The organism is Paenibacillus sp. FSL H8-0259 (assembly GCF_037963255.1).
Classification (GTDB): domain Bacteria; phylum Bacillota; class Bacilli; order Paenibacillales; family Paenibacillaceae; genus Paenibacillus_AQ; species Paenibacillus_AQ phytohabitans.
The window spans coordinates 4,335,608-4,350,603 of record NZ_CP150147.1; the positions used below are offsets into that span (position 1 = coordinate 4,335,608).

The 14,996-nt window shown below is 55.7% G+C and carries 3 protein-coding genes; all 3 read right to left on the bottom strand.

The window, feature by feature from the left end; translation table 11 throughout:
* Positions 1–11: 11 nt before the first annotated feature.
* Genes NSU01_RS18265 through NSU01_RS18275 form a run of 3 tightly spaced genes read right to left on the bottom strand, consistent with a single transcriptional unit; the run spans position 12 to position 14,992 of the window.
* Entirely contained in the window at positions 12–2,207 is a 2,196-nt protein-coding gene (locus NSU01_RS18265) for a type I polyketide synthase (protein WP_076243097.1), read from the bottom strand.
* Positions 2,200–8,652 carry an SDR family NAD(P)-dependent oxidoreductase gene (locus NSU01_RS18270; protein WP_076243096.1) on the bottom strand — a complete coding sequence of 2,151 codons (6,453 nt, stop codon included), beginning with the start codon at positions 8,650–8,652 and terminating at the stop codon, positions 2,200–2,202. The genes NSU01_RS18265 and NSU01_RS18270 overlap by 8 nt, the downstream gene beginning before the upstream one ends.
* Before the next feature lie 34 nt (positions 8,653–8,686).
* Positions 8,687–14,992, bottom strand: coding sequence for a beta-ketoacyl synthase N-terminal-like domain-containing protein (locus NSU01_RS18275; protein ID WP_179093460.1), 6,306 nt, complete (start codon positions 14,990–14,992; stop codon positions 8,687–8,689).
* Positions 14,993–14,996: the final 4 nt, after the last annotated feature.

Genomic DNA, 14,996 nt, shown 5'->3' on the forward strand with positions numbered 1-14,996 from the left:
TCTTACAGCTTCTAGCTTCCCCTGCGGTATTCTTCGATGACGATATGGCAGTTCGTACCACTGAAGCCAAACCCGCTGATTGCAGCCATTCTGGAGCCCCGTTTGTTCTCCGGCCAATCTACCAGCTCGGTGTTGATGTAGAAGGGGCTTCCGTCCAGCCTGATCTTCTCATTAAGCCGGTTATAGTGGATCAGCGGCGGGATTTGTCTGTTTTTCAGAGACAGCAGGATTTTGATCATTCCGGCGACACCGGCGGCCATTGTGGCATGTCCGATATTGGCTTTGACGGACCCAAGCGCGCAATACTGGCTGTCCTGCGTAAATTCGCGGAACGCTTCGGTCAGGGCCTTTACTTCGATCGGATCACCCAAAGCGGTGCCCGTTCCATGCGCTTCGACATAGTTGATCTCGGCCGGATCGATGCGGAACTTCTCGTACACCCGTTTCTCCAATTGAATCTGCGAGTTCACGCTTGGTGCGGTAATGCCATTGGTCCGGCCGTCCTGATTCACACCTGAGCCGCGGATTACACCATAGATATGATCCCTGTTCTCCAGCGCCTGCTTCAGCGGCTTCAGCACCACGACCCCTACGCCCTCGCTCAGCAGGGTCCCGTCTGCTTCCTGATCGAAGGGCCTGCATACACCCTGCGCTGACAAAATCTCCATCTGGCTGCTCTGCACCATGCTGTCCGGGGTAATCATCAGCCGGATACCTCCGGCCAGCGCCATGTCACACTCCTCATTCCAGAGGCTGACACATGCCTGGTGTACGGCAACCAGCGACGAGGAACAGGCGGTATCTATTGAAATGCTCGGGCCTTTCAGATTGAGAAAATACGAGATTCGCGCAGCCAGAATCGACGAAGAAGTCCCGGTAAACGCATCTGCGGTATTGCTTAGACGGTTCGCTTCCAGATGCTTGGTATAATCGCTTGGCGCACAGCCGACAAATACGCCGCAGCGGGTATCCTGCACCGCCTGGTCGGAATATCCGGCATCCTCCAGCGCCTTCCAGGCCTCCTCCAGAAAAATCCGCTGCTGCGGGTCCATAATCTCCGCTTCCTTAGGAGAAATATTGAAGAATAACGGATCGAATTCATCCACATGGTCAAGCAGTCCGGCAACCGTACAATAAGTCTTCTGATCCGCTTTCCGGTCTTCGTCATACCATGCCCGAATATCGAACCGGCTGGCGGGAATTTCACCCGTGCTGGCTACACCGTCACGGAGATTACGCCACAGCTCTCTTGCCGAAGCGGCGCCGGGAAATCTGCCTGATAACCCGACAATCGCAACGCCTTCTGCCGCGGCGGCTGTGGCTTGGTCAGCGGAAACTCCTGGAGGAGCTTCCGGCGTGACCTTTACCGGTTCTTCCGCAGGGCGGGAGGCGGCAAAGCCCAGTTTGATCTTGCCCGTAGCCTCTGTACTTGAAGCTGCGGGAGCTATGGGAGCCGGGCCGGTTTTCAGTGTCAGCTTGGGCGCTCCAGAGGCCGGTTGTCCAGCGGATAAGGGAGCCTGCGCCGCAGGTGCTTGTTCCTCCTTGGCCTGACGCCCGGTTAGTGGCTTCAGGGATCGTGCGGCGTGCGGCGAGACTGTGGCTGGTTCAGAAGCTTTTACCGGCTCCTTAAAGTCGTTCACTGGCTCCTTCATTGGCGCTTTCGGTTTGGACGGCGCTGCTGCCGGTTTGTTTGTCGAGAATTGATCGATTAGATCATTCATATATTCATATCTGTGGTTTAAGCGTTGGGACTGCACAGGTTCGTGTATCTGCTCTTGCGGGTTTGCATTCGCAGCACTGGCATTGATTCCCTTCCCCGGCATTGCGCCGCTGTTCTTCTGAATCTCATCTACCATATACCGGGCCAGCTCGGGAATGGTCGGATAATCATAGAGCACGATGCCGTCAAGCTGGATATGCAGCGCTTCATTCAGATCGCGGACAATTTCCACACTGCTGATCGAATCAATGCCCATTTCCTTAAAAGAAAGCTCATGGCTCAGCTCCTCCGGCTGAAGCTTCACTACCCGGCACAGCACATCCTTGACCTGCTGCTCCACGGCTTCCGGAGAGAGGGTCTGCTCTGCACCGGAAACCGCATCTCCCCGCTGCTTCAGCTCATGGATACGTCTCAGACCTTCGCGTGCCTCCAGCTTATGGTCCTTGATCTGCTGCAATATGTCCTTGATCGTCTCGCCGTTACTCATAGTACACCTCCAAAAACTGGGCTACTTCGTCCACATCCAGCTCATCCTCGTTCAGCCTGGACAACAGCTCCAGCAGATCACGGTCCTCCTGGTTAACCGATGGGGGAGTATAGTTGGCAGAACCCCCGGATACTCCTGAACCGGCATGTCCTCCTGAAGCTCCGGCTTCTTCTGCTCCCCTACTCGTACCTGAAGATGTTCCTGAGACTGCGGGTACTGCCTTTAATCCCGGTATTCCCGGTACTTCCGCTTCCTTAACCTGTAAAAACGACTCCAGCTTGCGCCCGATATGCGCGGCAAGAAGATTAATAGAGTAGTAGTCATAGATATCGATGGTGTCGAGCTGCAGGCTGAAGCTCTCATTGAGATCGCGCACAATTTCAACGCCGCTGATGGAATCCACACCCATATCCTTGAAATTCATATCCTCGTCCAGTTCTGCTTCATCCAGTTGTATCCGGTTAGCGATGATCCGGGTCAGTTCGTCCTTGAAGTTCCGCTCAATGTTCCGATCGGCTTCTGAAGCATATATGGAAGGAATGGAGTCAGCAGGGTCTGTTGAACTGGCAAGACCTGCTGAACCGTCATGGTCCGTTAAACCGGAATGTATACCCCCGGTCGGCAGGCTTGCCTTGTTTCCTTTATCTTCAGGTGCAGACAGGGTTGCTGCCGTTACAGCTTCCCGCTCATTCCCCCCTGATTCCGCGGCCCGGTATAAGTGGCGGATCTTTGCTTTGACCTCTGAGGTGGTGAAGGTAATCCGGTGCATTTCATTCTCACGTTCCACACATTGCAGTAATGAATCCAGCACCCGGCTGGACAGCTCCTGCTTCAGCACACTGACCGTGGTCCTCGGCTTCTCGGCAATCAGCCGGGCAACCGACACCGCCTCCTGCAGCACCTTGTCCTTTGCCCGGAAGATGACGGAGGCTGATCTGCTTTTGAGCTGTTCGCCGGAATACATTTTGGCTGTGAACATCATCTCAACAGCGAGATTCTTTCCCAGCTTGTCCTCCAGAATGAAGGTTGCGCCCATCCCCGGAGTGAAGCCGTATTTGGCAAAAGCAGCGGAATACAAGCTCTCCTCAGCCATAACCACAACATCCGCATACAATCCGAACAGCAGGCCGCCGCCGGAAGCGTGGCCTTCCATTGCAGAGATCACAGGGATAGGGCACTCCAGCATCCCCCTGTACAAAATCGGCGCATCCGTGAAGCTCAGCCTGGAGTCGGAAATATCCAGCAGCTGCTCCTGGGTTCCGCCCATGGAGAAGATCCGGTCGTTCCCGGCAACCACAATCGCCTTGATCTGCTCATCCTGCTGTGCGGCCTGGAAGCAATGGGTGAGCCCCTGTATAACCTCATGGGTAAAAGTATTGTTATGCTTGGCATCCTGAATGCGGATAATAGCGACGCCGCCCTCCACATGCTCCAGCATAACTTCATTTCCCGCATACGCCGGAATTGCTTCAGGCGCTGCGAATCCGGCAGTTGGAGCGGGTTCTGCATACTCTTGTATAGTTGTAATTAGTTGTGAAGGGTTAATCGGCTCGATCCAATAGCTTTTACGGGCAAACGGATAATGCGGCAGCGAAAGAAGCTCAGGTACGTCATTCCCGTATAATATCCGCCAGTCTATAGCTGCGCCTTCCGCCCATGCCTGGGCCAGGCGTTCAGCATCGCCCGGCGTATACGGATTAGCCTGGATTTGTACATGTCTCTGCATTTGCGCCTTACTTGCCTGCCCTTGTGCAGCCAAGCCTGCCTCTGACGTGAACAGTTGAGCGGATGCCCGCTGCTCCAAATAATCCCCGATCGTCACCAGCAGCTCACTGAGTGTACGGTACACGACAGCCAGCCGGTGCTTCATGGGTTCCCGGGCTACCTGAAGTGTATAGCTGAGCCCCGGCAACGACAGTTCCTGCACCGCCCCGGCCCTGACTTCAGCAGCCTCATAACCTTCCATACCTGCCACTCCGTGTACAAGCTGACTGCTGAGCTCTTCCACTGTTAAGTCACCGCTAACGGCAGAAGCGTTTGCCTGGATGCCAAAGCTCGCCAGGAGCCTGTCACACAGCTGGATGAATTCAACAGGCCCGAGACCCAGCTCCTCCAGGGAGTGATCCTGTCCGATCCCGGTGACCGGAAGGTCCAGCATTTGAGCAATGACCTCCTGCAGGGCAGCTGTCATGTCCTTATGACTACCGTGGCCCTCTGTTGTTCTTTGTTCCATAAAAGCTTTCATCCGCCGGGCATAAGCCTGCAGCCGTTCAGGGGTCTGCGCGGATAATATGAAAATATACGGATCATTATCAACATTCTGCTGATCCTGATTCCCGCTGCTTCTGTTGCCGGTATATTGCTCCAGAATGACATGGGCGTTAGAACCTCCCGCACCAAAAGCACTGATGCCGGCGCGTCTCGGGTACACCGTTGTCCTCCCGTTTGCGGTACGGGTGACCGGCTTCCACGGCTCCAGCTTCTGCTGAATGTAAAAGCCCGAATCGCCAAGCCGGATATGCGGGTTAATTCGTTCAGAATGAATTGATGGTACAAGCTGCCCGTGCTGCATCTGCAGAAGCACCTTGGCGATGGAGGATATGCCCGCAGCCGCTTCGGCATGGCCGATATTGGACTTGACTGAACCGATGGCACAGCTGAAGGCTTCGTCCTTATGGGGAGCAAAAGCATTCATCAGCGCTTTGATCTCAATCGGATCGCCCAGCGAGGTCCCCGTGCCATGCGCTTCGATATAATTGATGGTGCCTGCATCGATGCCGCTTCTGCGGATCGCTTCGGACACGGCTTCCTCCTGCGCACGCTGATTGGGAACCGTGAACCCGCTCGCCTCCCCGCCATGATTAATGGCGCTGCCTTTGATCACCGCATAGATCCGGTCATGGTCCCGCTCCGCCTGCCTTAGCGGCTTGATCAGAATGGCGCCTGCTGCCTCGGCGGGCACGTAACCATCTCCGCCTTCGCCGAAGCTGCGGCACCGGCCATCCGAGGAAGCAAAATTACCCTGAGACAACAGAAGGTATTTATCCGGGTGCACAGAGAGATTCACCCCTCCAACCAGGGCCATGGCACAATCCTGATTCTTCACGCTTTGACAGGCCATGTGCAGTGCCGTCATCGAGGAGGAACACATGGTATCAATGCCCAGCGAAGGTCCGGTCAGTCCAAAATAATATGAGACCCGGTTGGCAATCGACGAGAGGGTGGAAGTGGAGACTTGCCGGCTGGTGTTGTACAGCTGGTACTGCATCCACATGGCTCCGGCGAATACGCCTACCTTTTGACCCTTGAGCGCAGACCGGATATACCCGCCATCCTCGAATGCTTCCCAGGCCAGCTCCAGAAACACCCGCTCATGCGGGTCCATCAGCACGGCTTGATAAGGTGCCACATTGAACAGCAGTGAATCGAACTTGTCCACATCGCGGAGGAAGCCGCCCCACCGGGAGCTGTCCTTGCCCCAGCTCTCCCTGGCAATCCGCTGCTGCTCCTCATGACTCCACCTCTGCGGATCGACCTCCGATACGGCGTCCCGGCCTGCCTTGAGCAGCTCCCAATACTCCGACAGATTGTCCGCACCCGGAAATCTCCCGCTGATTCCGATAATCGCGAGGTCATCCTCTTCTGTACCTCCGGCAGAACGGATAGTCGGATTCGGTGCCATCTCAGGCTGTGTAGCCGCCGTTTCCTTATGTAACTCCTCATTCCACTCCCCGTCCCGGACCAAGACAGCGTCAATCCTGCTTTCTTCCCCCGGAACCATGAGCAATAGGGTTTCTTCCCGCTGCAGCGCCCATTCCAGCGCCTCTATCCCTGCGGAGGTCTCCAGGAGCGAGATGCCAAATCTGTGTTTTAGCGCAAGCTCCGTATGTTCGTCGCCCTTCATGCCGCCCTCGCGCCAGAGAGGCCAGTTGACGGACAGGGATTTGCCGCTTCTCAGCCCCTGCGCTCTCCAGAGTTCTCTTTGCTGTACATAGGCGTCCATATATAGATTGGCAAACGCATAATCGCTTTGGCTTGGATTGCCCAGAATTCCCGCCACGGAGGAAAAAGCAGCAAAAAACGTGAGCGGCTCCCCCTTGAACACTTCATCGAGATTGGCCGTCCCCTCCGCCTTCACCCGCAGCACCTGACGCAGCTCATCACTGTCCTTATGCACCAGTAACGAATCACGTGTAAGTCCCGCGCAATGAAAGATTCCGTCCAATTCCCCATATTTCTCCTTCACAAAAGCATGCAGGCGCTCGACCGATGTCCGGTCCGTTACATCACAAGCTACATAATCCAGGCGGTGATGCGCGCCTAACCCGGCTGCAGCCTCTTCCGGCAGCTTGGCAGCTCTGCCGCAGAGAATGGCTGTCCCGCCTTGCTGCAGAACATGGGCTGCCAGCTTCAGTCCAATGCCTCCGGCTCCGCCTGTAATCAAGTAGACCTGATTGCTGCGAATGGCCGTTTTACCTCCGCCAGCTACGTGTCCTGCCTTACGGTAGGTCTGTATTCTCCGTATGTCCCGCTCATACACCACACGGCGCCCGCTGTCCCAGCCCCTGTAGAGTTCATTATGGAAAATTGTCCGGAGCTGCCTGCGGTTCTCCGCATCCAGGCCGATACATTTATAAGCCACCTTATCCGTTTCGGATTGGATGCAGTGCAGGAATCCCTCCATCGCTGCATCGCCCGGATGAGCGGCAGCCCCCTCTTGATCGAAGAAATACAGCACCTTTACTGCCGATTTAATTCTGCTTCTCAGCAGCTCCCGCAGGATATAGAACATGGGAATCACCTGCTGCTCGGACTCCGGCAGACCGCCCTGCTTCCGCCCGCCGCAATTCAGGCTGTTGACCAGAACTGTGGGCATGCGGTCCGCCAGCTGTAATTCATCTGCCAATTGCTTGTAATCATCCCCGCAGTTAAAGTTCATGCGGTAAATGCCGGCTTCTGCTGCGGCAAATTGCTCTCCCGGAAGCACGAAGGTGTAGCGATTGCCTGCCTCTATTCCCGCCAGAGACAGTAGTTCATCCTGCTGCCCGCACAAGACCAGTACCTGCTCCTGCTGCCCCGGGTATCCTGACTCGCTAAGCTGTGTTAGCGGGCCGTTGATCCAAGCGGAGGTATAGGCGTGAATGGCCGCAGCGGACGGTTCCGGCTTGGCCGATTGGTTAACATCGCCAGCCGCTGTATCGGAGCTGAAAAACGAATCGCTATGCTCCCGGAGAATATACTGGCTTAACTCCTCCATCGTGGCGTATTCAAACAGCAATGTTGGGTAAAGGGGGCTTCCCAGCTTCTCTTCCAGCCGCTTGACGATGTCAAGCAAATGCTGTGAGTTCAGCCCTTGATTGTAAAAGCCCTCATCGGTCCGCAGCTCAGCCTCATCCCTTCCAGACAGACCGCTTACCAGCCGTTTCAGATAAGCGGTGACAGCAGCCTTGCGCATACCTTCTTCCGCCGGAACTCCTGCACGCACCAGCGGAGCTTGGGCTTTGACTTGGACCGGCTCCTGCTTAGCAGGTGCGGACGAAGCCACTGGGGAAGCTGCTGGAGATTGAACCTTCTGAGGCCCGCTGATCAGTTCCCTGGAGCGGATCTTCTTTAGACCCCAGCGTCTGAAGCTGGCAATCTCCTGTCCTTGCCCGTTATACACCTCGATATCGAAATACATCAGATCCTTGATGTCTCCATCCGGATACCCCTCATCCTTGATATAGACATAGATCTGCTCCTTCATCGGTTCATAGGAACGGAAGGATTCGATGAACATCGGTATGGAAGCCTGAATCTCCCTGGAGAAATCCAGCTCCTGCAATACGACGAATCCCTGAACCAGCGTTGCCGCATCCAGATAACAAGGGTGCATGTAGAACTGGTCCATATATTCCCTCGCCAGCTCGCCCAGGGTAATCTCAGCCAGGATACGCTGATCGCCGTAATACAGCTTACCCAGACCCTTCATAAATTCCAGATGGCGGATATCAATTCTCCGTACATAGCTGTAGGCATGGTCCATATCTTCCACGCGATGACTCAGACTTTTAATCTGCTGAATGTCGATTGATTTCCGCTCGCCGGTGCGCGCAGGTGACAAATGCAGCTCACAGCGCAGGTTTTCATCCCAGGTACTGTCCAGGAGCTCGTGCTCCTTAATCTTCCGGCTCTGCGCCACGACCTCGTATCCGTCCGCTTTTTTGGTGAACGAGATTTGGATTTTTTTATCATATTGTCCGCTGGTGGAGACCGGCTCGCTGAACAGAACCTTGCGCAGCTCGATATCCCGCAGGTTGATGCCCTTGGTCTGCAGGAACCGGTAGATCATGTCAAGCAGCGTCACACCCGGCATGATCCGTACTCCGTGAACCCGATGATCTCTGACGATATAATTGCTGTTTTTAATTACTGTACTGAACTTCACACCATTTAAAGCGTCCATGCGTGCACACCTCTCCGCTCTCCCGTATTCATGCCTACTCTTCCACGAATTGCAGAAAGGACAGCTGATCCTGTTCATCCTGTGTCTGCCTGCCCTCTTCCTTCCCGCGGTTTACCCAGGCCTGCTGCCTGTTATACAGCGGTGCAGGCAACGGATATCTGCGCTGGGTATAACCGTTGAGTGTATCCTCCCCGCACTCCCCGATGATCATATGAACATTGGTGCCGCCGAATCCGAAGGAGCTGACGGCTGCCCGCCGGGCCTCCCCGTGGCTGTCCCAGGCTGCGGCCTCAAGCACCGGATAAAAAGGCGAGTGCCCGAAGTCGAAGCGCGGATTGGGCCGGCTGCAATTCAGCGTGGGAACAAGCATCTTGTGGTGGACGCACAGCGCCGCCTTAATGAAGCTGGCAATGCCTGCCGCGCTGAGGCAATGGCCGATATTGGTCTTCACGCTGCCCACACCGCAAAAGCCTGTGGCACCGGTATATCTTTTGTAAACCGAGGTCAGGGCCTTCAGCTCAATGGGATCGCCGATCATCGTACCTGTGCCGTGGGTCTCCACGTAACCAATCGTCTCCGGGTTAATACCGGAACGGCGTATCGCTTCAGCGATAACCTCTTCCTGGGCCTGCATGCTTGGGGTGGTAACCCCCATCGTACGGCCGTCATTATTGGTTGCCGAGGCTTCAATAACCGTGTAGATTCTGTTCCCGTCGGCGAGGGCCTTGGCCAGCGGCTTGAGCAGCACCGCCCCGCAGCCTTCTCCCGGCACGATGCCGTTCGCCTCCTCATCAAAGGTATGGCATTTGCCGTCCGGCGACATGGCTTTGGAGGCGCTGAATACGAGATGGGGACGCTCATCCAGAAGCAGATCCACCCCTCCCGCTATAGCCATCTCCGACTCGCCGGAGCGGATGCTCTGGCAGGCCAGGTGCAGACTGAGGAGCGAGGAAGAACAGGCGCTGTCCACCGTTAGGCTGGGACCCTTGAGATTGAAGAAATGGGAGGCATAAGCCGCGATGAAATTTTGCCCGATGCCGATGATCGTATTCTTATTGATATCCTGCACCCAGCCCGGATAAGAGCCTGGATGGGCGCCGATGAACACACCGACCTTCTTCCCGCTGATGTCCTCCATCTCATAGCCCGCATCCAGAATGGTCTCCGCTGTAACCTCAAGGGACTGCCGCATAAGCGGACTGATCTGCTCCACATTCTCCTTAAGGCCGAAATACCCGCCGTCGAAGCGCTCGATATCGTCCAGGAACCCGCCCCATTTGCTGATGCTTTTGCCTTCTGCATAGACAGGAGCGTACCATTCATCCTTATCCCAGCGGCTGGCCGGAACCTCCGTAATACTGTCCAGTCCCTGCCGCAGATTGTTCCAGAAGGCGTCCTTGTCTCCAGCCCCCGGAAAATGGCAGCCCATGCCGATAACGGCAATCCGTCCGTCATGCCTGCCTTCAGGGCTTGGCGTTTCGTCCTGTACGTTGTGTACCGCTTGCATTCTTGCTTCCCTGCCACGGCCGTAATGAAATTCCGGCACCCGGTTATACGGTTCAGCGAATCTGATTCTATTGCCTGACAGCAAAGGCGGGTCATCCTGCACCAGTTCCGGCTGACTCTTATATTCTGCGCCGTTTGAGCAGAGATGCTCTGCCAGCGCGCGCATGTCTCTAAGCTCGAAGAATAACGCCGGATCCATACGGGTCTGAAAAGCGGTGTCCAGCTTCTTAATGACCTCGATCAGCAGAATGGAATCCACGCCGATTTCAGCAAAAGGAACATCTTCCCGCACACGCTCCCTAGGCAGCTTCAGCCCTGCACAGAAAATATCCAGAATCAGGGCGGACGCTTTTTGCAGCTCACTTGGGGTACTCAGTGTATTCTGTACATTCTCCCCGGCTACCGCAGCGTCAGGACTGCCTTGACTCTTCACAACGGCCTTCGCCCCAGGTAAACCCTTCCCCCGTTCAGCGCTTGCCTTGATCAATAATTCCGGGCGGTAAAGATCCATGTCCAGGATAGCCGGAATCACACTTGGCGAATCACTGCCAATGATGATGTCCTCCAGCATGAAGAGGCCATCGGCAAGGCTGTGTGCGGTAAATCCTGACTGTGTATAGAGCGGGCTAAGCTGAAATCCGGAATCCGCCAGCATCCCGACCTCTGACCAGCTAGGCCAGATGATCGACTGATAATAACTGTTTCCGAGGGTGTGCTGATGCTGTGCATACAGGTCCAGATAATAGTTGGCTGCGCTGTAATCGCTAAGCCCGGCAGACAACAGCGGCGCCAGAGCTGAAATGGAGGAGAATAGAACAAAGAATTCCAGCTTATCCTGGGCAAAAATGTGCTGGAGTGCCGCCACCCCTTCAACCTTAGGTTCAAAGACCTGCCGGATATCGGCGATTTTTTTGTTCACAAAGGCCGGGTGCTGATTCAGATTGGAGCCTGCGCAGTGCACAACACCGCCAATTTCGCCCCACTGCTGCCGGATGCTCTCAACAAAAGGCATAAGCTGCCCGGCATCGGTCAGCGAACCGGAATACACCTCAACCTGGGCACCGGAGGCTTCCAGCTCCACTACCCGCTTGATTCGTGCCAGACTTCCCGGATCATGGATAGTGCCGGACAAGATGTCCGGCCAATCCTCCCGGACAGGAAAAGCCTGAACCCCCATCAGCACCAGCTTCCGTGCGCCTCTTCGGACCAGCAGACGGGCCACCTCGGCCCCGATCCCCCGCGTGCCTCCGGTAATGACGTAGACCTTCTTGGGGTCTACCTTCAACCGGTTATGCCGTTCGCGGCCGATCCATTTATTCTGCTGCTTCAACGTGGTGATAACCGGCTCATACCGCAATCCGTCCGCATAGCACGCTTCAGCGGTATCGGATTCCAGGCTTAATTCGCCTAGGACAATCCGGAGCTGCCGGTTAATATCCGAAGCATCCAGGCCGATATCCACGGTGCGGGCGGTGACTTGTCTATATTCTGCGCCAAGCGTGCGGATGATCCCGGCGATATCCGCTCCGGCCAGAGTAACCGTGCGGTTCTCCGGATTCTGAACCCCGCCGGTCAAATGGACAATCCGAAAATCCTTGCCCGCCTGCTTAACCAGCGCTTGCAGAAGCATGATTTTACCGTAGCTCTGCTTGGACATGGGCTTCGGCTGTGCATGGAGATCGGAGAAATCAACGATTCCCTTGAGTTTCAGCTTCATCCCGAGTACGGCTTCAATCGTCTGCTCACTATCCTCTGTAAGCGTGAAGTCAACGGGTAACACGGAGTCACGGGCTTGCTGCGCCTTTCCGTCACACAGGATTAGCGGTTCTTCAAAGCTTGCTCTGACCGCTGCAAGTGCGTCATCATCCATCTCTTCATTTACGATGATGAGATACTGCCCTTCAACCCGTTTGCGCTCACGAGGCTGCTCCGACTTCATCCATTCCTTCATAAGCAGAGCGTATTGCTCCCCGGTAACAATCTCACGGGTGCTGACGGGAACCATCTGGATGTTCTTAAAGGACAGCACCGCTTCACCCGACTCATTCAGCACATGAACGTCATAATGAAGCTCACTGCCGGCAGTCTCCAGACCACCCGACTGAAAATGAACATATTTCGCCGATGAGGCTTGGCGGATAAGCTGTATTTCACCGATCTCATAAGCTGCAGACGCCGTGCCGCCATTGCTGATAATGTCCATGTTCAGCCCCTGCAGGACGGCTTCAGTTAGCATAGCTGCCAGGACATCGTCCGCCGAATGGAACGGGCCTGGTGAGATTACCGCCAAGTGGTCTGTCAGGCTGCTGTACAAGCCAGTTATGATCTGTGCCTGTGCCTCATAAGCTATACCTTGATTCTCAAGTACCCGGTAGACTTCATCCCCAGTCCGAACCTGCGCTGCTTCCTGCTTGAGCTTGCCTATATCCAGCGCTGCCGGTTCGTGAGACGGATAAGCCAGGCCTGTTCTGGCCGTACCTGCTGCAAGGATATCCTGCTGCGATCCTTCGTGCAGGATAGCGAACCGGAGGGAATCCCCCTCACCCTCACCTTGAAGTTGAATATTCAGTTTCACTTGCTGCTTGTCAGAAGCAGGATGGCAGAATTGAATCTGCTCCAGTGAGGCAATACCCGGAGCACCACTTCCCAGCAGTGCAGCCTGCGCGCCTATAGCCAGCAGAATAGCTTCGCTGAATACCGCTGCCCCATAAATAGACTTGCCGAACACGGCCTTTCCGGCAGCCTCCGGTTCACTTATGAAGCCGATTCCCTGCACCGTTGACACATTGCGGTGAACCAGCGGATGTAGCTGCCCCTCTGCCGCTGCTCCAGCACTTCCGGCAGCCCCGGCAGCTGAGCTGCTTCTGGATATCTGGTCAGCTCCTGTGGCAGCTCCGCCACTTCCGGATACTCCGCGAGCGCCTCCGGCAGCTGCGGTACTTCCGGCAGCCCCGCCATTCTCCGCGCTTCCCTTCTCATCCGCTGCCTCGATCCAGCAGCGCATATAGTCGAAGGGATAGCCTGGAAGCGGCACTCTGCGGAAGCTCCCGGCAGCGGACAGGCTTTTGAAATCGGCTGCATAGCCTTTGATGTAATAATTGGCAATCAGCTGCGCCGCCTTTGCCCGTTCCTGCGGAGTAAGCCGGTCCTGATGAAACTGGACCAGCAATTGCTCCATCTTGGATTTCAGCGCAGGGTTCACCCGCTCATTGCCGCCCGATCCGCCGCCGCTATACCAGCCTGAGCTTGGCTGCTTATGAAGAAAAGCCTCCAGCTCCCGGACCAGCTCTTCCTTGCTTGCGGCAATGAACATGCTGCGGTAGGCGTAATGATCTCTTCCGGTCAGCAGTGTATACGATATATTGGCCAGTCTGCCCAAGCTTGTGCGCTCCTGCAGATAATCCCGCAGATGCTGTACCTTGGCCTCGAGTGCCGTATCGCTTTTCGCTGACAAAGCGAACAGCAGCACCTTCCCGTCATTGTCCCCGGCTGTGCCGGTGACGGCTTCTTCTTCCTGCTCTATATGCTCCGCAACCACCACATGGCAATTGGTTCCGCTCATTCCAAACGAGCTGACCGCTGCCATTCTTGGCCGTCCGGCTTCCCTGCGCCATTCCTCGGTCTCTTTTCCCACATAGAATGGGCTGTTCTTAAAATCGATTAGCTTGTTCCCCTCACCAGAGTGAAGCGTAGCGGGAATTCTGGCGTGCTGCAGGCTAAGGAGAACCTTGATCAGACCCGCCATGCCCGAGGCGGACAGGGTGTGTCCTATGTTGCCTTTGACTGAGCCGAGATGGCAATATTGCTTCTTGTCCGTGAATGCGCCGAAGGTCTCCGTGAGGGCAGCGACTTCGATCGGATCCCCCAGCCGGGTGCCCGTGCCATGTGCCTCCACATAGCTGATGTGTTCAGGGTTAATCCCGGATTTCTCATAGACTTCACGTTCCAGCGCTGCCTGTGAGAGACCATTTGGGGCGGTAATGCCATTGGTTTTACCATCCTGATTGACCCCGATGCCTGCGATGACTCCGTAGATATGGTCTCCGTCCCGCTTCGCGGCAGCATACTTCTTGAGGAGCACAGCGCCTACGCCTTCGCCCAGGCCTATGCCGTCCGCCTCCTCGGCGAACGGCTTGCAGATTCCGTCGGTGTTCAACATCCCCAGCTTGCCCAGCGACATATAAATCCATGGCGTGAGCATAAGCTGGACACCTCCGGCGATCGCCATCTCGCTGCTGCCGTTATGCAGGCTGTCACAAGCGAGTGACAAAGCTACCAGTGACGATGAGCAGGCCGTATCCAGGGCGATGCTCGGCCCCTTTAAATTCAGCAGATAGGAAATCCTCGCCGGAATGACCGACAAGCTGTTCCCCGTAGGGACATGCTCGTTCGTCTCACCCAGGAACCGCTCCAGGTACTCCCCTTGCTGAAGGCCCACGAATATGCCACATTTGCTGCCTGACATATCCTGCAGCGAATATCCCGCATCTTCTATGGCCTTCCAGGATTCTTCCAGAAACAGCCGTTGTCTGGGGTCCATATGCTCCGCTTCTTTGGGTGAGATGTGGAAGAACAAAGGATCGAATTGATCCGCGCCCGGGAGAAAGCCCCCATAACGGATATGTGCCCTCTGCGCCGGGGTCAGCTTGGTCAGCTCCGTGCGTTCAGCAGGCGCTTCCTGAAGACTGCTCACTTCCTGCACAAGGTTGTCCCAATACTGCTGCACATTGCGGGCGCCGGAGAATCTGCCGGAGAGGCCGATAATGGCGATATCATCGCTGCGCACATTCCCATTATTTTGCGTAAAGTCCGGTGTATGTGTTCTGCTCTGCATAGGC

Excerpts from the sequence above, each read along its gene's own strand:
- NSU01_RS18265 (WP_076243097.1), bottom strand. The coding sequence starts at position 2,207 with ATGAGTAACGGCGAGACGATCAAGGACATATTGCAGCAGATCAAGGAC.
- NSU01_RS18270 (WP_076243096.1), bottom strand. The coding sequence starts at position 8,652 with ATGGACGCTTTAAATGGTGTGAAGTTCAGTACAGTAATTAAAAACAGC.
- NSU01_RS18275 (WP_179093460.1), bottom strand. The coding sequence starts at position 14,992 with ATGCAGAGCAGAACACATACACCGGACTTTACGCAAAATAATGGGAAT.